This is a genomic window from Thioalkalivibrio sp. ALE21 (genome assembly GCF_003208255.1).
Classification (GTDB): domain Bacteria; phylum Pseudomonadota; class Gammaproteobacteria; order Ectothiorhodospirales; family Ectothiorhodospiraceae; genus Thioalkalivibrio; species Thioalkalivibrio halophilus.
Genome location: NZ_QKMA01000004.1, coordinates 139490 through 159610, shown reverse-complemented (window position 1 = coordinate 159610; position 20121 = coordinate 139490). Strand labels below are relative to the sequence as shown.

The window sequence follows — 20121 nt, the reverse complement described above, 5'->3', positions numbered from 1 at the left end:
CGGGAGTTAGCTTTCCAGCAGCCCGTGGCTGCGCAGTTTCTTGCGCAGGGTTGCGCGGTTGAGGCCCAGCACGGCCGCCGTGCGACTCTGGTTGTAGCCGCAGCGCTCCAGAACGCTGGCCAGCAGCGGACGTTCGACCTCCTCCATCACCAGGGCGTAGAGGTCGTGGCTGGACTGGCCGTCGAGGGTGTCGAAGTATTCTTCCATGGCCTGGCGTACGGATTGCGCAAGCACGCTTTCCGATTCCACCTCGCCGGCCGGATCGCTCCCTGGCCACGCCTGTCCGTTGCCCTCCTTGCGACGTGCGGAATACCCGTTCGTGCTCATGCAGCCCTGCCAGAATCGTCCGCAGGCGAATCGCCTGATGGAATGATTGCCTCGAGGCGCCGGAGCTGTTCGCCGGCGTCCTCCAGGGCGAACAGCTCGGCCCGCAGTGCGCGGGTGGCTGCCTCGCCTCTCCCCAGCTGCTCAAGATACCAGCCGAGGTGCTTGCGGGCGATACGTACGCCCTGATGCGGACCATATTGCCGGTGCAGTGCGGCGACGTGCTCGCGCATCAGCGCCGCGATTTCCGCCGGTCCGGGTTCGGCCGGGAGGGGCTCACCGGCCAGTGCGGCGCGGATCCGTCCCGGCAGCCACGGGCGTCCCTGGGCGCCGCGTCCGATCATGACCCCGGTGGCGCCGGTGCGGGCGAGGGCCCGTCGGGCATCCTCCATGCCGCGGATATCGCCATTGGCCAGCACCGGCAGGGCGGTGGCGGCCACCACCCGGGCGATCGCGTCGTAATCGGCCGCACCGCGGTAGCCCGCCGCGCGGGTGCGCCCATGGACCGTGAGCATCGCAATCCCGGCATCTGCGGCGATCCCGGCAATGGTTTCCGCGTTCATGCGCTCGGTGTCCAGGCCCAGACGCATCTTCAGGGTGACCGGTACGCCGGTGTTTTCCGTCAGGGCCTGCAGTAGTTCGCGGACCAGCCCGGTATCGCCCATCAGGGCCGAGCCGGCGGCGCGGCTGCAGACCTTCTTGGCCGGGCACCCCAGGTTGAGATCGATGATGTCGGCACCGCGGGCGACATTCTCGCGGGCGGCATCGGCCACGGCAGCGGGCTCGTTGCCCAGCAGCTGGACGATGCGCGGTGCGGGCTCCGCGGCGTGGTCCAGACGGTGGCGGCTCTTGGCACTGTCCCACAGCTTCTGCTGCGAGGTGACCATCTCCGAGACCGCCGCGCTGGCCCCCAGGCGTCGTGCGAGCAGGCGGAAAGGCCGGTCGCTGACCCCGGCCATGGGCGCGAGGAAGACCGGCGGGTCCGAGAAATGGTGGGGGCCGAGCTGCATGCCGTCAGTTTAGCAGCCCGGACGCCCGGCGCAGGAATCCGCGTCAGCGGGGCCGGACGTGGACCCCGCTCAGGCGCGGGTGCTCGGTGCGTATGCGCAGGGCAACGGGCCAGGGTCGGTGGGCAGCCATTTGCGTGGGGGTATCACCGTCCGGGGCATAGACCCGCGGGTGGATGCGCTCGCGGGCATGGGTGCGGCCCAGAGTGTCCGACAGGGCGATATCCAGCAGCGGCCAGGCCTGAGCGCGTGATTCGTGGTTGTAGAGCTCGAAGATGAGCCAGCGGCCGCTGCCGGCGCCGGCCGGGTGCAGGGATGGGCTGGAGACGCGAACGGACCCGGGCGCGCGATGGGCGCGTTCGGGGCAGCGCAGGCGATCGCAGAGCGAGCTCCGCAGGGTCTCCAGCGCGGGCTCTTGCGTGATGGCGCGGGGCGGGAAAGTCAGTAACTGGAAGATCAGGCCCAGCAGGAGCAGCCCGGCCAGCATTGCGCCCCGGCTGCGGGCACGCGAGCGCCGGGATCTTGTGCGGAGCGATGGGGCCGGTGCGGCGGGTGCTGACGCGTGAGCCCGCTCGGGCGAATCGGCGGGCGCGGGGTGTTCCGGCTCGGGTTCCGGGGATGGGTTCCACTCCGGGGTCGATGCGAAGAGCCTGGTCGGGGCGTCCGGGTTGCCGCTGGCCCGTGATGCCGTGGTCGGGGCCGCGTCCGCGCAGTCGGAGTCGGAGTCGGAGTCGGTCGGCGTGCGGGGGTATTCGTGCAGCCTCCGGACGGGCTGCACTCCGGGCCCGCTGACCGGCTCTCCGGCCGGTGCGATCTCCAGCGCCGGGAAGAATGCGAACGCCCGGCCGCAGGCTTCGCAACGCACGTGTCCGTGGCTCTCGTTCCCCGGAGGGCGGGTCACGACGTGGGCAACGCTGCAATGCGGGCAGCGGGCGAGCATTATCCGGACCGCCCGTTGTGCCGGCGAGCGGCGAGCGAATACTTCGCCGGCCGGTTACGTGCGGCGGCGACCGTCCAGCAGGGCCCAGCCATCGCGGGAATCGCGGACACCGATGTCGAATGCATGGGCATAGGCCTCCATGACCTCTTCCGCCTGACGATCCAGCAGTCCGGCCATCAGGATGCGCCCGCCCGGGCGCGTGGCCGCGGTGAGCTCCGGGGCCAGTTCGATCAGCGGGCGGGTGAGGATGTTGGCCAGCACCAGATCGGAGCCGCCCTCGGGCAGCGGGTGATCGGTGAGCCCGGCCTGCAGACGGTCGCCGCCGATGCCGTTGGCGGCCGCGTTGGATTCGGTGGCCTGGACCGCCTGGGGATCGTTGTCGATCCCGAGGGCGTGGCGCGCCCCCAGCTTGAGCGCGGCGATCGCGAGGATCCCGGAGCCGCAGCCGTAGTCCAGAACCTCGAGGTCACGCGGCGGATCCTCCGCCAGCGCGGTCAGGCACATGGCGGTGGTCGGGTGGTTGCCGGTGCCGAAGGCCAGGCCGGGGTCGAGGTGCACGAAAACCCCGTCCTCGACGTCCGGCTGTTCCTCCCACGAAGGCACGATCCACAGCGGCCCGCCGCAGTGGATGGCCTCCAGCCCGTCCAGGCCCGCGCGTACCCAGTCCTGGTCGGTAATGTCGGTGACCTGCAGCTCGGACGGGGCGGGGTCGCGCTGGAGCATCGAGGCCGAGGCCAGCTCCGCCGCGGTGCGGTCGGAAAACACGGCCTTCAGGCGGATGTCCGACCACAGCGGGTGGGTGCCCGGTGGTGGCTCGAACAGGGGTTCGTCGGCCGCATCGAACAGCTCTACGCTGACTGCACCCAGCTCGAACAGCAGCTCTTCCAGGGCCTCGGCATCGCCGGGTTCGGCCCGGCATTCCAGTTCGGCAAGACTCATGCGGCCCTCAGTGTGTCTTCAGCTTCTTTTCCAGGTAGTGGATGTCGGTGGCACCCCGCTGGAAGTTGGCGTCGTTCATCAGATCGGAGTGCAGGCTGATGTTGGTGCGGATGCCGTCGACGATGATTTCGCCGAGGGCGCCGCGCATGCGCGCGATGGCGATGTCGCGCGTGGTGCCGTGGGCAATCAGCTTGCCGACCATGGAGTCGTAATGCGGCGGGACCGCGTAGCCGTTGTAGATATGCGTGTCCATGCGGATCCCGGGGCCGCCCGGCGCGTGATACTGCTGGATGGTGCCGGGGCTCGGGACGAAGGTTGCGGGGTCCTCGGCGTTGATGCGGCACTCGATCGCATGGCCGTGGATGGTGACGTCGTCCTGAGTAATGCCCAGCGGTTCTCCGGCGGCGATGCGGATCTGTTCGCGCACCAGGTCGATGCCGGTGACCTCCTCGGTCACCGTGTGCTCGACCTGCAGCCGGGTGTTCATCTCGATGAAGAAGAACTGCCCGTCCTCGTACAGGAACTCGAAGGTCCCGGCGCCGCGATAGCCGATCTCCTGGCAGGCGCGGATCAGGCGTTCGCTCATGTCGCGGCGCTGGGTGTCGGTGATCTCCGGGGCCGGGGCCTCCTCGATCACCTTCTGGTGGCGGCGCTGCATGGAGCAGTCGCGCTCGCCCAGGCACACCGCGTTGCCGTGGGTGTCCGCGAGGATCTGGAACTCCACGTGGCGCGGGCGCTCGAGGAATTTCTCCATGTACAGGGTGTCGTCACCGAAGCCCTGACGGGCCTCGTTGCGGGTCAGGGAGATCGCGTTGAGCAGCGCACCCTCGGTATGCACCACGCGCATCCCGCGGCCACCGCCGCCGGCGGCGGCCTTCACGATGACCGGGTAGCCGATCTCCCGGGCCAGCTGAAGGTTGGCCTCGGGCTCCTCGCTCAGAGCTCCCCCGGAACCGGGCACACAGGGAACGCCGGCCGAGAGCATGGACTGCTTGGCGGAGACCTTGTCCCCCATCAGGCGGATGGTCTCGGCCCGCGGGCCGATGAAGGCGAAGCCGCTGGATTCGACCCGTTCGGCGAAATCGGCATTTTCCGACAGGAAGCCGTAGCCCGGATGGAGGGCGCCGGCGTCGGTCACCTCGGCCGCGGCGATCAGTGCCGGGATGTTGAGATAGCTCTCGTTCGAGGGGGCGGGGCCGATGCAGACCGACTCGTCGGCCAGGCGCACGTGCTTGAGGTCGCGGTCGGCGTCGGAGTGTACGGCTACGGTGGCGATGCCCATCTCGCGGCAGGCGCGCAGGACCCGCAGGGCGATTTCGCCGCGATTGGCGATCAGGATTTTTTCAAACATGCTCGGACCTGTGTTCGGCGAAGACGGTGAAGGCTCACGCGATGATGAACAGCGGCTGGCCGTATTCCACCGGATTGCCATTCTCCACCAGGATCTGGCGGACGGTGCCGGCCTGGTCCGCTTCCAGCGGGTTGAGCATCTTCATCGCCTCGATGATGCACAGGGTGTCGCCCACCTCCACCTGCTGTCCGACTTCGACGAACGGCGTGGCGCCGGGGCTGGGGGCGCGGTAGAAGGTGCCGACCATGGGCGCGGTCACGCGGTGGCCCTCGAGTTCCGCGGGTTCTTCCGCCGCTGCTTCCTCGGCCGCGGCCGCGGGAGCGGGCGGTGCGGGCGGCGGCGCGGCGGCCGGCATCGGTGCGGGCTGTGCCTGGGGTACGCCCCCGGGCGAGCGGGTGATGCGCACCGACTCCTCGCCCTCGTTGATCTCGATTTCGTGGATCCCGCTCTCCTCGAGCAGGTCGATCAGTTTCTTGACCTTGCGGATATCCATGGGTGCCTATGACTCCTTGATGGCTGCAATCGCCGCGTCCAGCGCCAGCCGGTAGCCCCGCGGGCCGAAACCGGCCAGGGTGGCGGCGGCGACGTCGGCCAGCAGCGATGTCTGCCGGAACGCCTCGCGGGCATGGACGTTGCTGATGTGGATCTCGTAGAACGGGATCGCGACCCCCAGCAGGGCGTCACGCAGGCTGACGCTGGTGTGGGTCAGCCCGCCCGGGTTGATCAGGATACGGCGCACGTCCTCGCCCGGCGCCGCGTGGATGCGGTCGATCAGGGCGCCCTCGTGATTGCTCTGAAAGCAGTTCAGGCGGATCCCCGCCTCGTGCGCCCGGTTCTCCAGATCCGCCTCGATGTCCGCCAGCGTGGCATGGCCATAGCGCTCCGGCTCCCGCTGTCCGAGCAGGTTCAGGTTGGGGCCGTTGAGCAGCAGGATGGTGGCCATGACGGGAATCGGCGGCGATCCGGACGTGAATGGGGGCGAACGCGCCGGAACATGCCGGCGAATCCATGGCCGCGATTCTGCCGCAGGGAGCGCGGGGTGTCCAGCATCTTTGCCGTGCGCCGGAGCGTGCCCGCGCGGGGTCAGAGGTACTGCTCGAGCCAGCCGTTCAGGTCGTCTTCGGTAACCTCGCCGCGGTGGGTCTCGCGCACGGTCCCGTCACGATCGATGACCACGGTGTAGGGCAGGGCCCCGATCCGGTTGCCGTACTCGGCCTGGACCTCCATGGCCTCGTCCTGCCCGATCAGGATCGGGAATTCGATGCCGTAGGTGGCGACGAACTGCTCGGTGGCCGACTGTTCGTCCACCGCGACCGCGACGATGTTGAAGTCCTCGTCCCGGTATTCTTCCCAGGTTTCCTGAAAGAGCGGCATTTCCTTCTTGCAGGGCGGACACCAGGTGGCCCAGAAGTTGAGTACCACCAGGTCGTCGTCCCACTGGTTGAAGGCCTGCTCCTCGCCCTCCAGGTCCGGCAGGGTGAAGTCGATGCGCGACTCGCCGGTCGGGGTGTCCTCCGGCCCCGCGACGTCGGCGGCATCGACATCCGGGTCGCCGCCGGTCGCGGTGTCGCCGGACCGGTCGTTATCCAGGCAGGCGGTCAGGGCCGGGGCGCACAGCCCGATGGCCAGTGCCAGCCACCAGCGGTTCCCGTTCACGGGCGCACCCCCAGGGCGTTGTCCAGGTGCTCGAGGAAGGCCTCGGCGTTGAGGTATCCGACACGGCGAAACTGCGGCAGCGGTTCGCCGTCGCGGTCGTAGAACACCATCGCGGGCGGGCCGAACAGCTCGAAGTGCTGCATCAGTTCGCGGTGCTCCGAGGTGTTGTCGGTGACGTCGGCCTTCAGCAGATGGACATCCGCGGTGGCGCGGATGACCTCCGGGTCCTGGAAGGTGGTGCGGTCCAGACGCACGCAGTCCACGCACCAGTCGGCGTAGAAGTCGAGGAACACCGGTTCGCCGCGCGAGGCAGCCTCGTCCACCTCGCGTTCCAGGTCCTCCAGGCTGTCGATGTAGGTGAACTCCATCTCCGTCGGTCCGCCGTCCGCGGTGGTGACGGCGGGCTGGCTGAGGGTGGCCAGCGGGCGGGTCATGTCCTTGCCGCCGGTGGCCGCCCCCAGCATCAGCAGGATGCCGTAGATCAGGATCACCAGGCCGAGCCCCTTCCACAGGGTGTGCCAGCCGGACTTGCCTTCGGGCAGGCTCTGCAGCGCCCCCATGTACACCGCGACCACGATGAACAGGGTGGCCCACAGGAACATCGCCACTTCGCCCGGGATGACCCGTTCCAGCAGCCAGATGCCCATGGCCAGCAGGCCCACGCCGAACACCGCCTTGATGGTATCCATCCACGGGCCGGCCTTCGGCAGCAGGCGTCCGGCCGAGGTGCCGATCGCCAGCAGGGGGGCGCCCATGCCCATGCTCAGGGAGAACAGGGCGATCCCGCCCAGCACGGCGTCGCCGGTCTGGCTGATGTAGAGCAGGGCCCCCAGCAGCGGCGCGGTGACGCACGGCCCGACGATCAGGGCCGAGAGGAAGCCCATGACACCGGCGCCGAACAGGGTGCCGCCCTCCTGGCGATTGCTGATGTTCGACAGCTTGCTCTGCACGCCCGCGGGCATCTGCAGGTCGTAGAAGCCGAACATCGACATCGCCAGAGCGATGAAGATGGCGACGAAGGTGCCGATGATCCACGGATTCTGGAACGCGGCCTGCAGGTTGGCCCCGGCCATGCCCGCCAGCACCCCGGCCACGGTATAGGTGAGCGCCATCGCGAGCACGAACACCAGTGAGATGAAGAACGCCTTGCGGGTGTTCATCTCCTTCTGCCCGAGGATGATGTTGGACAGGATCGGGATCATCGGGAACACGCAGGGCGTGAAGGTCAGCAGCAGGCCGAAGCCGAAGAACGCCAGGGCCACCAGCCACACGCGCCCGTCGGCCAGCTGCGCCGCGATGCGGTCCTGTTCCGAGGCCGGAGGGGCGACGGCGTCGTCGTCCTCCGGCGCGGGCTCGCCTTCGTCCGGCAGGGCGGCCGTGTCGGCCTCCGCGGCCAGATCGGCGGCAAAGCTGACCGCGACTTCCTGAGTCAGCGGCGGGTAGCAGATACCCGCGTCCGCACAGCCCTGGTAGTCCACCGCCAGCACGATGTCGGCGACGTCGTCGGCATCGCGCTGCACCGGCACCAGGATCTCCACTTCGTCGCGGAAGATGCGGGTCTCGCCGAAGAACTCGTCTTCGTGCAGTTCGCCGTCCGGCGGGCTGATGTTGCCCAGCTCGATGCCTTCACCTTCGGCGACGCGCACGTCCAGCTGATCGCGGTAGAGATAGTAGCCGTCGGCGATGTCGAAGCGCAGCACCACGGCGTTCTGGCTGATCGCCTCGGCGGAGGCGGCGAACGCATCCTCGGGGTCGAGCAGGTCCTCGTCCCCGGCGAGGTCGCCGGACATCTGGCCGAGCTCGTCCAGTGCGCCTTCCTCGGCCGCCGTGGTGTCGGCCTCGGCCTCGGCGTCACCCGGCAGGCCCGGCAGGGTGATGGATACGGTCTGGAAGTGCGGCGGGTAACAGATGCCGGCATCCGCGCAGCCCTGCGAGCGTGCGGTCAGCTCGATGGTCTCGTTTTCGGCGGCCAGTACCGGCAGCTCGATGCTGACTTCGCCGCGATAGGTCTCGACCCGCCCGAAGAACTCGTCTTCCTTGATCTCGCCGTCCGGGATCGCCGGATCGCCCAGTTCCAGGCCGGGGCTTTCCGGTTCGAATTCGAACTGCTCGCGGTACATGTAGTACTCGTCCGCGATGTCCCAGGTCAGGCGGATGGTGGATTCATCCACCGCCTCGGCACTGATCGCGAAGGCGTCGTCCGGGTCGAGCAGGTCGTCGTCCATGCCGAACTGTGCCGCGGCCACTCCGGGCAGCAGCAACAGCGCGGTGAACAGGGCGGCAAGCCAGTAACGGAGGTTCATCGGGTGCATTCGTGGATCCAGTTCAGGTAGTCGGGCAGTCCGTCCTCGATCGGCAGGGCGATGATCTCGGGCGTGTCGTACGGATGTTGATCGTGCAGGGTGGCCCGAAGTTCGGGCCAGGCCTCGCGCGAGGTCTTGATCAGCAGGGTGACTTCGCTGTCGACCTCGATGCGGCCCTGCCACTGATAGATCGAGCGGCCGGGCGGGAGCATGTGCACGCAGGCGGCGCGGCCGGCCTCGACCAGGTGGCCGGCCAGGCGTTCGGCGGCGTCGGCATCGTCCAGCGTGGTGATGACCAGCCAGGCCGGTGCGGGGTCGGATTCGCTCATGGTGATGTGCGTCCTCCTGGTTCAGTCCGGATGCTCATTCCAGGCCGAGTTCGATCCGTGCCGCCTGGTCCGCCCGCGGGGCGAGGCCATCCGGGGGCGTGAACTCGACGCGCAGACGATAGGCGGGGTCGTCCTCTTCGCCGCTGCGCTCCCAGTCCACGTGCACCACCCGGCCGTCGACGCGGGTGTCGTTCAGGATGACCGTAACCGGGTGCCCGGGTTCCAGGCGTGCGGCGGTATCCGCGTCCACGCGGCCGCGTGCATGCATCGGATCGTCGCGTCCGATCACCGCGAGAACCGGCGGAACCAGCGCGGGGTTCACGTATTCGTTGCGGGTGACGTCCAGGCGCAGCACGCGGCCCTCTCCGGGCGCGGCGATCTCGGTGTCGTGCACGTCCGCGCGGGCCTGGCGGACCCGGGCGCGGGCCTCCGTCAGGCGCGATTCGGCCGCGGTGTGGTCGATTCGGGCCAGTTCCAGTTCGCGCTCGGCGATCAGGGTCTGGTCGTACAGGTCGCGGGCCTTGCGCAGTTCGCGTTCGGTTTCCGAGGCTTCCAGCTCCAGGCGTTCGACCTCGGCCTGCGCCGCGGACAGTTCCGCACGGGCCCGGCGATCGTCGATGCGGAACAGGGTGTCATCTTCCATCACCCGGTCGCCGGGCCGGACCCCGATCTCCCGGACCTGACCCGCGACGGGTGCGGTGATCCGGAACTGCTCGCTCCAGGCGAGCTCCGCGTCCACGGTCTGGGCGCCCGCGGCCGGGCTCAGCAACAACAGCGCGAGGCTCGCGCCGATCGCCCGCCGGGTGGTGTGCGGGATTCGGTGAATACGGGTGTTCATGGGGTCCCTCCAAAGGCGGTGGCGTCGGCGGCGAACGGACTCAGGTCTTCGCGGCCGGTCAGCAGGGCAAGGCGTTCGTAGGCGAGGGCCAGCTCGAATTCGGTGCGGGCATTGAAATGCGCGGCTGCGCTCTGCTGGACCATGGAGTCGCCGAGATCGGCCTCGTCTTCCATCTGATAGAGATAGCGCGCGCGGCTGATGTAGAGGTCGCGGTAGTCCATGCGTGCCAGCGCCTCGTCCCGCTGTACCTCCAGGGTCCGGATTTCGTGCACGAGTTCGCGTACCCGGTTGCGGGCCCGGATCATGGCGTGGTCGCGTTCGGCCTCGGCTTCCCGGCGCTGGGCCACCGCGCGGCCGACGCGGGCATCGCCGCGGCGCCCCTCGAACAGCGGGACCTCCAGTACCAGCGCGGCGGCGAAGGGGTTGCGGTCTCCGCCGAACTCCTTGTTCCAGTAGCCGGTCTCGGCCTCGGCATACAGTCGGGGGCGGCTTTCACTGCGGGCCGCCTGCACGCGGCCGGTGGCGGCCTCGACCCGCTGGCGCTCGGCGGCCAGGGCCGGGCTGCCGGACTCCAGGTCCGCCAGCAGGCTGCGCAGCTCCGGAAGCTCGGGCAGGTCCAGCGGCAGCGGCGGACCCAGGACGTTGGCCGGCGGGCGTCCGCGGTGATGCAGGGCCTCGGCCAGCTCCGCGCGACTGCGCTGCTGGCGGTACAGCGAGCGTTGCCGCTGGGTGAAGTGTTCCTGGTATTCCGCTTCCGCCTCGAACAGGTCGATGTCGGAGACCTGGCCCAGCTCGTTGCGCTCCTGCATGCGTTCGAGGGTCACGAATGCGGCGGCCATGGCTTCGGTGTCGCGGGCGAAGGCCAGATCGGCGAGGACCACGTCGAAGTAGCGCTCCAGGACCTCCAGGCGGTGCCGGGCGAACGCCAGCCATTCCTCCTGGCGTGCGGCTTCCACCGCGCTGGCCCCGGCCTCCTCGCGCGCCCGGGAGTGGCCGAAGTCGCTCAGCAGCTTGCGCGCGACCAGAGTCGCACGCGAGTCGTTGTTGCGGTCGTCGGCGATGTTGTCGTTGGGCTCGATCCAGCGGGCTTCCAGCCGCGCGTCCACGCGCAGGTCACGGTCGGCGCGCGTGGCTTCCAGCTCCGCTTCGGCCGCTTCGCGTCGGGCGCGGGCCTGCTGCACGCGAGGGTGCATCGCATTCACCGCCTCGATGGCATGCTGCAGACGCAGGGGCTGGGGCAGTGGCTCGATGTCCGGCACCACCTCGGCCGCCGCGGGGCCGGCCGTGCCGACGGCCAGCACGAGGCACGCCGTCAGGAGGGCGCCGGCACGGCGCCCCCGGACAGGGAGACGAGGAGTCATGTCCGCTCCTTTGCGTTCAGCGGCCGCGCTGCTCGCGGCGGAAGCGATTGAAGTTGGTTTCTTCGTGGTGTCCCTCGGCGACAAAGCGCCCCAGGGTCAGGAATTCGTCCGCATCGCGGGTGGCCCCGGTAAAGCGGTGGATCGGTTCGCCGTCCAGGTCGAAGAACTGAAAGACCGGCGTGGCGCGCACGCGGAAGTCGCGCGTGGCGAAATCGGCCATCCGCCGGGTCTCGCCGTCGAAGTTGGTGATCTCGACGTCGCCTTCGATGTCCACGGTGAAGATGGCGAAGTGCTCGCGGTAGTAGTCCTGCACCTGCGGCTGATTGAGCACCTGGTTCTTCATGCGGTGACAGAAAGGACAGGCATCCATCTCGAAGAAGATCAGGATGCCCTTCTTGCCTTCCTCGCGAGCAAGATCGAGCTCTTCCTGGAAATCGCCGAACGTCGGCTGGAAGAAGTGTTCTTCCGGATCACGCGGGTCTTCCTGGGCGACGGCCGTTCCGGCCAGCATGAACGCGAGGGTCAGCAGCAGGACCGGAATCACTCGTTGGTACAGCGGGCTGCGTTTCATGTGGCCTCCTTCCTCCGGTGGGCGTCTTCTGTCATTGAGACGCAGGGGAGGGTCGCGAAATTCCGGGGTCACGGCAAGGGAACCCGGCCGAATCGACACCCGTACCCGTGACGTGCTCCAATGATCGCCTCTTTGTCGAATCCTCCTCGCGATGCGCAATCCCCTGTTACCGCTTCTGGTCTTTCTCGGTTTCATCCTGCTCGAGATCTTCGGGTTCGCCTGGGTCGGGGATGCCGTCGGTGCGCTCGCCACGGTGGCGCTGGTCGTGGCGACCGCGGCCGGCGGGATCGTGCTGTTCCGGGTGCAGGGCTTCTACCACTGGCGGCGGCTGCAGCAGAGCCTGGCGCGCGGCGAGGTCCCCGCGCGCGGTCTGCTGGAGGGCTGGCTGCTGATGGCGGCCGCGGTGCTCCTGCTGGTCCCGGGATTCTTCTCCGATGCGGCCGGGGCCGTACTGCTGGTGCCACCACTGCGCCGGTTGATTGCCGCGGGCATCCTGCGCCGCGGTCTGGTGCGCGCCCGGACCGGCCCGTTCCAGGGATCCGGCCATGACGCCGGCGGCCCGATCGAGGGCGAGTTCCGCCGGCACGATGACGAGGCCGGCGGCCGCGACGTGCTCGATCACGATTCCGGCGACGACGATCGGCGTCGCTGACCCCTTTCCGGACGCGTTTCCGTGCTCTTGACTCGTGTTCGTTCGCCCCTATGATTAGCACTCGTTGCGGGTGGCTGCTAACAGGGCATCCATCCGGTTCCCTCAGACCCCTGTTATGAACAGACAGAAAGGAGTTTCCACCATGAATCTGCGGCCTTTGCACGATCGCGTGATTGTGAAGCGCATGGAAGAAGAACGCACCACGCCCGGCGGCATCGTGATCCCGGATTCGGCGGCCGAAAAGCCGATCCGCGGTGAAGTCGTGGCCGTGGGCAACGGCAAGATCCTGGACAACGGCGAGAAGCGCGCGCTGGACATCAAGGCCGGCGACAAGGTGCTGTTCGGCAAGTACTCCGGCACCGAGGTCAAGGTCGACGGCGAAGAAGTCCTGGTGATGCGCGAAGACGACATCATGGCCGTCATCGAGGGCTGAGCCCGCATTCGCGTCACGTAGTTTTATTCAATTTCAGGAGCAGAATCCGACATGAGTGCAAAAGAAGTCCGCTTTGGCAACGATGCCCGTACCCGCATGGCCAAGGGTGTGAACACCCTCGCCAACGCCGTGAAGGTCACCCTCGGTCCCAAGGGCCGCAACGTGGTGCTCGACAAGGCCTTTGGCGCCCCGACCGTGACCAAGGACGGCGTGTCCGTGGCCAAGGAAATCGAGCTGGAAGACAAGTTCGAGAACATGGGCGCCCAGCTGGTCAAGGAAGTCTCCTCGCAGACCTCCGACAGCGCCGGTGACGGCACCACCACCGCGACCGTGCTGGCCCAGTCCATCGTGCACGAAGGCATGAAGGCCGTGACCGCCGGCATGAACCCGATGGACCTCAAGCGCGGCATCGAGAAGGCCGTGACCTCCGCCACCGAAGAGCTGAAGAACCTGTCCAAGCCGTGCACCGAGCACAAGGCCGTGGCCCAGGTGGGCTCCATCTCCGCCAACTCGGATACCGCCGTGGGCGAGATCATCGCCGACGCGATGGACAAGGTTGGCAAGGAAGGCGTGATCACGGTCGAGGAAGGCTCCTCGCTGGAGAACGAGCTGGACGTGGTCGAAGGCATGCAGTTCGATCGCGGCTACCTCTCGCCGTACTTCGTCAACAACCAGCAGAGCATGAGCGCCGAGCTGGAGGATGCCTACATCCTGCTGGTGGACAAGAAGGTGTCCAACATCCGTGAACTGCTGCCGGTGCTGGAGGGCGTGGCCCAGAACAGCAAGCCGCTGCTGATCATCGCCGAGGACATCGAAGGCGAGGCGCTGGCCACGCTGGTGGTCAACTCCATGCGCGGCATCGTCAAGGTCGCCGCGGTGAAGGCCCCGGGCTTCGGTGACCGCCGCAAAGCCATGCTGCAGGACATCGCCGTGCTGACTGGCGGCCAGGTGATCTCCGAAGAGGTCGGCCTGTCGCTGGAGAAGGCCACGGTGGAAGATCTGGGCCGTGCCAAGAAGGTGCAGGTGTCCAAGGAAAACACCACCATCATCGACGGCATGGGCAACAACGACGACATCCAGGGTCGTGTCAGCCAGATCCGCAAGCAGATCGAGGAAGCCACCTCCGACTACGACAAGGAAAAGCTGCAGGAACGCGTGGCCAAGCTGGCCGGCGGTGTTGCGGTGATCAAGGTCGGCGCGGCCACCGAGGTCGAGATGAAGGAGAAGAAGGCGCGCGTCGAGGACGCCCTGCACGCCACGCGTGCGGCGGTCGAGGAAGGCGTGGTGCCCGGCGGTGGTACCGCGCTGCTGCGGGCCTGCAACGCCATCCGCGACCTCAAGACCGACAACGAGGAGCAGAACGCCGGCATCAACATCGCCCGCCGCGCGATGGAAGAGCCGCTGCGCCAGATCGTCTACAACACCGGTGACGAGCCGTCCGTGGTCCTCAACCAGGTGCTGGAAGGCGAGGGCAACTACGGCTACAACGCCGCAACCGGCGACTTCGGCGACATGATCGAGATGGGCATCCTGGATCCGACCAAGGTGACCCGTTCGGCGCTGCAGAACGCGGCATCGGTCGCGGCCCTGATCATCACCACCGAGGCGATGGTGGCCGATCTGCCGAAGAGCGACGACAACGCCGGCGGTGGCGGCGGTGACGACATGGGCGCCATGGGCGGCATGGGCGGCATGGGAGGCATGGGCGGCATGATGTAATGCCGGCCCGGCCTCACCGGCCAGCCCCCGGGACCCCGCTTCGGCGGGGTCTTTTTGATGGAATCGACGTCAAAATGTCTCATGTATGGCACAGCGTTGTGACATCGAGACAGAATCCACGTTTGATTGCGTGCAAAACCGTGAATGGTGTGCCACTATCAAGGCGATGTGGAGGGTCCGGGCCGTGAGCCGTCCTTCCGTCCGGATAGGGCCGGGATCGGTGTGCAGGCGTCGCTTCCTGAATTCCCGCAATCCGTCGTCATCGTTTCTCCAAGGAGGCAAAGAATGAACCAGAAGCTTGTCAAGAACCTGCTGGCCGCCTCGGTGGCCTCGCTCATGTTCGGCGCGGCCGGCCAGGCCGTGGCGGGCAGCCACTCCAACCCCGCCGCCAATGTCACCGACTCCTCCGGTGCCGTGGTCATCGACGGTTCCGGCGAGTGCGTGCGGACCTCGAGCTGGGCGCCCGAGTACGTGCGCCATTCGCAGTGCGCCGGCTACATCGAAGAAACCGCCGAAGCGCCCGAGCCGGATCCGGAACCCGCTCCGGCCCCGAGCCCCGAGCCGGAATTCGAAACCACGACCCTGAGCGCCGAAGTGCTGTTCGAATTCGACAGCGCCGAGCTGCGTTCCGAAGGCCGTGCCGAGCTGCGTGACCTCGTGGCCGACCTGACCGCCGAGGGTGCCTCCTATACCTCCGTGCTGGTCGAGGGCCACACCTGCACGATCGGTCCGGCGGACTACAACCAGGGCCTGTCCGAGCGTCGCGCGCAGAGCGTGGCGGACTTCCTCGCTTCCGAGGGCATCCGCGAGAGCGACATCGAGTCCATGGGGCATGGCGAAGACCGTCCCGCCGCGGACAACGACACCCGCGAAGGCCGCGAGGCCAACCGTCGCGTGGAAGTGACCTCCGACGTGGAGCGCCGGGTCGACTGATCGACCCCGTTCCGGACCGGAGTGCCGGACCCCCGGCCGCTTTCGCGGTCGGGGGTTTTTTTGTGTACGCTCCCGGGAAATCGGGATGACCGCCGAGCGCGTGTTGTCCACTGCCGCGACAGGGAGGGTCATGCCAAGCGCATTCCGCCGGGGTCCGAATTCGCGCCGTACCACCTGCTTCCGGTCGGTCGCGGCCTTCTTCGCGCTCGCCTGGCTGCTGGTCGGGTTGCTGCTGTCGGTTGTCCCCGCGCACGCTGCGGACGAGCCGTGGCGGGTGGCCGTGGCGGAGACGGGCTGGCCCCCGTTCGAGTATCTCGACCATCGGGGCGAGTGGTCCGGGCTGACCGCGGATTACCTGCGCCTGATCGCCGAGCGCCAGGGTCGTGAGCTGGAGACAGTCGTGTTCCGGGACTGGGACGCGGTTCTGGAGGCGGTGGAGGTCGGAGACGCGGACGTCGCGGGTTCCTTCGCGCGGGTCGAGGGTCGCGGCGACGCGCTGAACTACACCGAAAGCTATGTCGACAATCCCGTGGTTCTGGTCACTCGGCGGGACTCCGAAGACCTGCGTCGTCTGGAGGACCTCGCGGGCCGCAGCCTCGCGGTCGAGCGCGGTCACGCCCTGGATCAGCTGATCCCCGACGCCTATCCGCAGATCGACCTGCAGCGCTTCGCCGATGCAGAGGACGCGCTGCAGGCCGTGGCGACTGGCGAGGCGGAGGCATGGGCCGGCAGCCTGCTGGTGATGGCCTGGGTCGCAGAACGCCATGGCCTCGCCAACCTGCAGGTGCGCGGGCCACTGCCCTTTGCCACCGGCTCCCTGCGTTTCGTGACCGGGCCGGAGGATGCGGCGCTGCGGGATACCCTCGACCGGGAACTGGAGGCGATGGACAAGACCACCCACGCCGAGCTGCGGCGTCCGTGGATGGCGGACGCGGTGACGGCCTGGGGCACCGGACGGCTGGTCGAGCTGACCGACGAGGAGCGCGCCTGGCTGGGCGAGCACGGCGCAATCCGCTACGCCGCCACCCCGGACTGGCCGCCGTTCGACGACCTCGGCCCCGAGGGCCAGCATCGGGGGATCAGCGCGGACTTCCTCCGGCACGTGGCGGAACGCACCGGGCTGGTCTTCGAGCATGTACCGGTGGACTCCTGGAGCGAGGCCGTGCGCCTGTTCCGGGACGGCGAGGTCGATCTGCTGACCAGCGTGCAGCGGACCCCGGAACGTGATGAGTTCATGGACTTCACCCGGCCTTATCTGGAGATCCCGCTGGCGCTGGTGGCCACGGTGGACGGCCCGTCCGTCGGGTCGCTGTCCGATCTGGCCGGTCGGAGGGTCGCGGTGCTGGCCGATTCGGGGATGCTGGCCGATCTGCGGCGTGAGCAGCCGGACGCGGAGATTGTCGAGCGCCCCTCCACCGATGCGGTGCTGCGGGCGGTGGCCGATGGCGATGCCGAGGTCGCGCTGGACAACCTGCTGGTGGTGGCGGGGCCGGTCAGGGCGCGCTACGCTGGATTGCTGGAGGTCGCTTCCACCGTCGATGGCGCGGACGAGCGCCTGCGCCTCGCGGTGCAGCCCGGCGAGGACCGCCTGCGCGAGATCCTCGACCGGGGCCTGGACAGCGTGACCCCGGCCGAGGCGGCGGCGATCCAGCAGCGCTGGACCACGATCACCATCGAGGAGGACATCGACTGGGGGCGGGCCCTGCGGCTGGCCGCCCTGGTCGCCGGGGTCGCCCTGGTGATCCTCGCCATCGTGCTGTATTTCAATCGCCGCCTGCGCCGGGCCTATGCCGATCTGGAGGCCGCCCAGGCGCAGCTGGTCGAGTCGGAGAAGATGGCGGCACTGGGTTCCCTGGTGGCCGGCGTGGCACACGAGATCAACACCCCGCTGGGCGTGGCGATGACCACGGATTCGCAGCTCAAGTCGGATCTGGACACGTTGCAGCGGCGCTACTCGACGGGCGAGATGACCCGTTCCGATCTGGAGCGGCTGCTGGAACGCGCGCGTGAAGGCCACGACATCGTGGCCTGGAACCTCGAACGCGCCGCCGGTCTGGTGCGCGATTTCAAGCAGGTGGCGGTGGACCGCCAGCGCGACGAACGGCGCGAATTCGAGCTGCGCGGTTTTGTCGACGAGGTGCTGCACGGGCTGTCGCCGCGCCTGTCACGGTCCGGGGTCGAGGTGGAGAACGCGATTCCGGAAGGCGTGATCCTTGATTCGTGGCCGGGCTCCCTGTCGCAGATCCTGACCAACCTGCTGATCAACGTCGAGGAGCATGCCTGTCCCGAGGGGTGCCGGGTGTGGCTGCGTGGCCGGGTGCTGGACGACGACCGGGTGGAAATCGAGTGCGCCGACGAGGGGCGGGGCATGGATGCCGCGACGTGTGCCCGGGTGTTCGAGCCCTTCTTCACGACCCGTCGCTCTCAGGGGGGCAGCGGGCTCGGGCTGCACATCGTCTGGAACCAGGTGACCGGGCGCCTGGGCGGCAGCGTACGTGTGGAGAGCGAGCCGGGTCAGGGCGCCCGCTTCATCCTGCGTCTCCCCCGGCGGGGCGGGCCTGCCACGAACTGAATTCGTCGGCCGGCAGGGCAGGGGCCCACAGAAAGCCCTGCCCCTCGTCGCAACCCATGCTCAGCAGCAGGTCGCGCTGCGCCGGGGTCTCCACCCCTTCGGCGATCACCCGCATGCCCAGATGATGCCCCAGCTCGATGATCGCACGGGTGATGCTGCGCGCGTCCTCGCTGGTGTCCAGCGGGGTGATGAAGGCGCGGTCGATCTTCAGGCGGTCGGGGTGCACACGCCGCAGATAGGCCAGGGACGAGTAGCCGGTGCCGAAGTCGTCGATCGCCAGCTCGAGGCCCAGCTCGCGCAGGGCGTCCAGGCTGGCCATGCTGGAGTCCACGTCTTCCATCAGCACGGTTTCGGTGATCTCCATTTCCAGCGGGGCCTCCAGCGGCTCGTGGCGGCGCAGCAACTGGCGCAGGCGGGCGGGGAATCCCTCGTCCGCCAGCTGCATCGCGGACAGGTTGACGCTCAGCCGGCAAGGGCGGTCGTAGCGACGGGCCAGCGCACGCTGGTATTGCAGCGCGAGTTCCAGCACCCGTTCCCCGATCGGCCGGATCAGGCCGGAGGATTCGGCGATCGGGATGAACTCCGCAGGTGACACCAGTTCGCCCTGGCGACGCCAGCGCAGCAGGACCTCCGCACCCACGGTCTCGCCGGTGGCCAGGTCGATCTGGGGCTGGAACCACGGCATGAGCTCGTCGCGTTCCACCGCGCCCCGCAGGTCCTGGAGCAGGTTCAGGCGACGCGCCAGCCCCTCGTCGATGGCACGCGAATAGGCCGCGATTTCGCCCGGGTGGTCGCGCCGTGCCAGGCCCAGGGCCACGTCGGCGTTGCGCAGCAGGGTCTCGGCGTCGGTGCCGTCCTCCGGGTAGCGCGTGAACCCGGCACTGATCTCCAGGCGCAGCGGTGTGTCCACGATATCGAAAGGGTCGGCAGTGGCCTGGAACAGGCGTTCCGGCGGGGTGTCGGCCGGCAGCAGGAGCGCGAAGGTGTCGCCGCTGATGCGCGCAGCTGCCCGGGCCTCGGGGAAATGCTCGACCAGCCGCTGCCCCAGGGCCACCAGCAGGCGATCCCCTGCGGCGCGACCCAGCACCGAGTTGAACTCGCGAAAGCGCACGATGTTCACCATCGCGATCTGCAGGTTCGGCGGTTCCGCCGGTGTGGTGCTGCGCTGGATCATGGCATCCAGCTGCTGGGCGAACAGTGCGCGGTTGCCCAGCCCGGTCAGGGTGTCGAAGTAGGCCAGCTGACGGGTGCGCTCGTACAGCGACAGGTTGTCCAGCGCCACCCCGAGATTCATGCCGAAGACCTGCAGCAGCTGGCGCTCGACCGATTCCAGTGGCCGCCCCACATGCAGCCAGATGACCGCCGTGGCTTCGTGTTCACCCGAGCCGATGTGCACGAACAGATCGCCGTTGCCGTCATCGCCCATGCCGCGTTCCAGGCAGCGGCGGATCGCCGACACGGGCATGCCCGACCCCTGGCTGTCCAGGGCCTCGCCCGGGGCGGCGTCGATGCCGGCGACCGCCAGCAGCCGCGGGGGGTCGGTGCCTTCGACCACCGCGCCATGCGGCGCGACATCCAGCGCGCGGGCCAGCTGCTGCAGCATGTTTTCGGCAAAGCGGCGCCGTTCACGGTCGCGCAGCAGCAGCGGCACGGTATCGACGATGAAGCGCAGGCCTTCCTCGCTGCGGTGCACCATCATCAGGTCACGGTAGGCGCGCAGGGCCGCCAGCGTGGTCGCGTACAGCCGCTCCGCGCTGAGCTCGGTCTTGACCCGGTAGTCGTTGATGTCGTAGTCCGCGATGACCTGGTATTCGGGTGCCAGCCCCGGGTAGCCGGTGCGCAGCACGATGCGCACGTCGCGGTTGCCGATCTCCTCGCGGATGCTGCGCACCAGTTCCAGCCCGGCGTGGTCGTCTTCCATCACCACGTCGAGGAACACCAGCGCGATGTCGTCCTGCTGCTGGAGCACGCGCCGCCCTTCGGCGGCGGAGTAGGCGCTGAGGAACTCGAGCGGGCGTCCCTGAAAACGGACGTCGCCCAGGGCGAACCGGGTCGCGCGGTGTACCTCGGGCTCGTCGTCGATGATCAGCACCCGCCAGGCGCGTTCTTCGGTGGCGGCGGCGGGCGGATCCTCTTCGCGGAAAAGCGGCGGTTCGGTGGAATCCGGCAAGGGGCCCTCCGGTGTGTCGGGGC

The 20121-nt window shown here is 68.5% G+C and carries 19 protein-coding genes; 5 read left to right on the top strand and 14 right to left on the bottom strand.

Annotated features, from left to right (window positions below; all coding sequences use genetic code 11):
• Window positions 1-6: 6 nt before the first annotated feature.
• The 13 genes from D893_RS05495 to D893_RS05435 all read right to left on the bottom strand — a co-directional run bounded on the left by D893_RS05495 (window position 7) and on the right by D893_RS05435 (window position 11619).
• Complete coding sequence (locus D893_RS05495; RefSeq protein WP_110619316.1) at window positions 7-327, bottom strand: helix-turn-helix domain-containing protein; 321 nt, start codon at window positions 325-327, stop codon at window positions 7-9.
• Window positions 324-1334, bottom strand: a complete 1011-nt coding sequence (gene dusB, locus D893_RS05490; protein ID WP_110619315.1) for a tRNA dihydrouridine synthase DusB — start codon at window positions 1332-1334, stop codon at window positions 324-326. The genes D893_RS05495 and dusB overlap by 4 nt, the downstream gene beginning before the upstream one ends.
• 43 nt (window positions 1335-1377) lie before the next feature.
• Entirely contained in the window at window positions 1378-1818 is a 441-nt protein-coding gene (locus D893_RS13900; RefSeq protein ID WP_246863881.1) for a DUF3426 domain-containing protein, read from the bottom strand.
• A gap of 507 nt (window positions 1819-2325) precedes the next feature.
• Window positions 2326-3210 (bottom strand): 50S ribosomal protein L11 methyltransferase, encoded by an 885-nt coding sequence (gene prmA / locus D893_RS05480; protein ID WP_110619313.1) that lies wholly within the window; start codon window positions 3208-3210, stop codon window positions 2326-2328.
• Between the two features lie 7 nt (window positions 3211-3217).
• Window positions 3218-4561, bottom strand: coding sequence for an acetyl-CoA carboxylase biotin carboxylase subunit (accC, locus tag D893_RS05475; protein WP_024328274.1), 1344 nt, complete (start codon window positions 4559-4561; stop codon window positions 3218-3220).
• 34 nt (window positions 4562-4595) lie between these two features.
• Window positions 4596-5054 (bottom strand): acetyl-CoA carboxylase biotin carboxyl carrier protein, encoded by a 459-nt coding sequence (gene accB, locus D893_RS05470; protein WP_018947492.1) that lies wholly within the window; start codon window positions 5052-5054, stop codon window positions 4596-4598.
• Between the two features lie 6 nt (window positions 5055-5060).
• Window positions 5061-5504, bottom strand: coding sequence for a type II 3-dehydroquinate dehydratase (gene aroQ, locus D893_RS05465; protein ID WP_018869755.1), 444 nt, complete (start codon window positions 5502-5504; stop codon window positions 5061-5063).
• Window positions 5505-5644: 140 nt separating this feature from the next.
• On the bottom strand, window positions 5645-6217 hold the full coding sequence (locus D893_RS05460; RefSeq protein ID WP_018947491.1) for a TlpA disulfide reductase family protein: 573 nt from the start codon (window positions 6215-6217) through the stop codon (window positions 5645-5647).
• Window positions 6214-8529 (bottom strand): protein-disulfide reductase DsbD, encoded by a 2316-nt coding sequence (locus D893_RS05455; RefSeq protein ID WP_110619312.1) that lies wholly within the window; start codon window positions 8527-8529, stop codon window positions 6214-6216. Before D893_RS05455 ends, D893_RS05460 begins: the two co-directional genes overlap by 4 nt.
• Window positions 8517-8849: a divalent-cation tolerance protein CutA gene (gene cutA, locus D893_RS05450; RefSeq protein ID WP_019589071.1), complete on the bottom strand. Its 333-nt coding sequence runs from the start codon at window positions 8847-8849 to the stop codon at window positions 8517-8519. The genes D893_RS05455 and cutA overlap by 13 nt, the downstream gene beginning before the upstream one ends.
• Window positions 8850-8883: 34 nt before the next feature.
• Window positions 8884-9687, bottom strand: a complete 804-nt coding sequence (locus tag D893_RS05445) for an efflux RND transporter periplasmic adaptor subunit (RefSeq protein WP_110619311.1) — start codon at window positions 9685-9687, stop codon at window positions 8884-8886.
• Window positions 9684-10988 (bottom strand): TolC family protein, encoded by a 1305-nt coding sequence (locus D893_RS05440; RefSeq protein WP_110619310.1) that lies wholly within the window; start codon window positions 10986-10988, stop codon window positions 9684-9686. Before D893_RS05440 ends, D893_RS05445 begins: the two co-directional genes overlap by 4 nt.
• Before the next feature lie 76 nt (window positions 10989-11064).
• The gene (locus tag D893_RS05435; RefSeq protein ID WP_110619309.1) at window positions 11065-11619 is read right to left on the bottom strand and encodes a thioredoxin family protein; all 555 of its coding nucleotides are present in this window, start codon (window positions 11617-11619) and stop codon (window positions 11065-11067) included.
• A 151-nt stretch (window positions 11620-11770) separates the two neighbouring features.
• Between D893_RS05435 and D893_RS05430 the strand changes: the two genes are divergently transcribed.
• The 5 genes from D893_RS05430 (at window position 11771) to D893_RS05410 (ending at window position 17928) form a co-directional block, all read left to right on the top strand.
• On the top strand, window positions 11771-12271 hold the full coding sequence (locus D893_RS05430) for an FxsA family protein (RefSeq protein WP_110619308.1): 501 nt from the start codon (window positions 11771-11773) through the stop codon (window positions 12269-12271).
• 142 nt (window positions 12272-12413) lie between these two features.
• A complete protein-coding gene (gene groES / locus D893_RS05425; protein WP_018947484.1) occupies window positions 12414-12704 on the top strand; it encodes a co-chaperone GroES in 291 nt (96 codons plus the stop codon).
• 51 nt (window positions 12705-12755) lie between these two features.
• Window positions 12756-14423 (top strand): chaperonin GroEL, encoded by a 1668-nt coding sequence (gene groL / locus D893_RS05420; RefSeq protein ID WP_110619307.1) that lies wholly within the window; start codon window positions 12756-12758, stop codon window positions 14421-14423.
• A gap of 285 nt (window positions 14424-14708) precedes the next feature.
• Window positions 14709-15356, top strand: coding sequence for an OmpA family protein (locus D893_RS05415; protein ID WP_110619306.1), 648 nt, complete (start codon window positions 14709-14711; stop codon window positions 15354-15356).
• 130 nt (window positions 15357-15486) lie between these two features.
• Window positions 15487-17928 (top strand): transporter substrate-binding domain-containing protein, encoded by a 2442-nt coding sequence (locus tag D893_RS05410; RefSeq protein ID WP_110619305.1) that lies wholly within the window; start codon window positions 15487-15489, stop codon window positions 17926-17928.
• Here the strand turns inward: D893_RS05410 and D893_RS05405 are convergent.
• Window positions 17885-20098, bottom strand: coding sequence for an EAL domain-containing protein (locus D893_RS05405; RefSeq protein WP_110619304.1), 2214 nt, complete (start codon window positions 20096-20098; stop codon window positions 17885-17887). The two genes, D893_RS05410 and D893_RS05405, sit on opposite strands and share 44 nt — an antisense overlap.
• Between the last annotated feature and the right edge of the window lie 23 nt (window positions 20099-20121).

What these genes read in the sequence shown, in the direction of transcription:
- D893_RS05495 (WP_110619316.1), bottom strand. Translation starts at nt 327, where the DNA reads ATGAGCACGAACGGGTATTCCGCACGTCGCAAGGAGGGCAACGGACAG.
- dusB (WP_110619315.1), bottom strand. Translation starts at nt 1,334, where the DNA reads ATGCAGCTCGGCCCCCACCATTTCTCGGACCCGCCGGTCTTCCTCGCG.
- D893_RS13900 (WP_246863881.1), bottom strand. Translation starts at nt 1,818, where the DNA reads ATGCTGGCCGGGCTGCTCCTGCTGGGCCTGATCTTCCAGTTACTGACT.
- prmA (WP_110619313.1), bottom strand. Translation starts at nt 3,210, where the DNA reads ATGAGTCTTGCCGAACTGGAATGCCGGGCCGAACCCGGCGATGCCGAG.
- accC (WP_024328274.1), bottom strand. Translation starts at nt 4,561, where the DNA reads ATGTTTGAAAAAATCCTGATCGCCAATCGCGGCGAAATCGCCCTGCGG.
- accB (WP_018947492.1), bottom strand. Translation starts at nt 5,054, where the DNA reads ATGGATATCCGCAAGGTCAAGAAACTGATCGACCTGCTCGAGGAGAGC.
- aroQ (WP_018869755.1), bottom strand. Translation starts at nt 5,504, where the DNA reads ATGGCCACCATCCTGCTGCTCAACGGCCCCAACCTGAACCTGCTCGGA.
- D893_RS05455 (WP_110619312.1), bottom strand. Translation starts at nt 8,529, where the DNA reads ATGCACCCGATGAACCTCCGTTACTGGCTTGCCGCCCTGTTCACCGCG.
- cutA (WP_019589071.1), bottom strand. Translation starts at nt 8,849, where the DNA reads ATGAGCGAATCCGACCCCGCACCGGCCTGGCTGGTCATCACCACGCTG.
- D893_RS05445 (WP_110619311.1), bottom strand. Translation starts at nt 9,687, where the DNA reads ATGAACACCCGTATTCACCGAATCCCGCACACCACCCGGCGGGCGATC.
- D893_RS05435 (WP_110619309.1), bottom strand. Translation starts at nt 11,619, where the DNA reads ATGAAACGCAGCCCGCTGTACCAACGAGTGATTCCGGTCCTGCTGCTG.
- D893_RS05430 (WP_110619308.1), top strand. Translation starts at nt 11,771, where the DNA reads ATGCGCAATCCCCTGTTACCGCTTCTGGTCTTTCTCGGTTTCATCCTG.
- groES (WP_018947484.1), top strand. Translation starts at nt 12,414, where the DNA reads ATGAATCTGCGGCCTTTGCACGATCGCGTGATTGTGAAGCGCATGGAA.
- groL (WP_110619307.1), top strand. Translation starts at nt 12,756, where the DNA reads ATGAGTGCAAAAGAAGTCCGCTTTGGCAACGATGCCCGTACCCGCATG.
- D893_RS05415 (WP_110619306.1), top strand. Translation starts at nt 14,709, where the DNA reads ATGAACCAGAAGCTTGTCAAGAACCTGCTGGCCGCCTCGGTGGCCTCG.
- D893_RS05410 (WP_110619305.1), top strand. Translation starts at nt 15,487, where the DNA reads ATGCCAAGCGCATTCCGCCGGGGTCCGAATTCGCGCCGTACCACCTGC.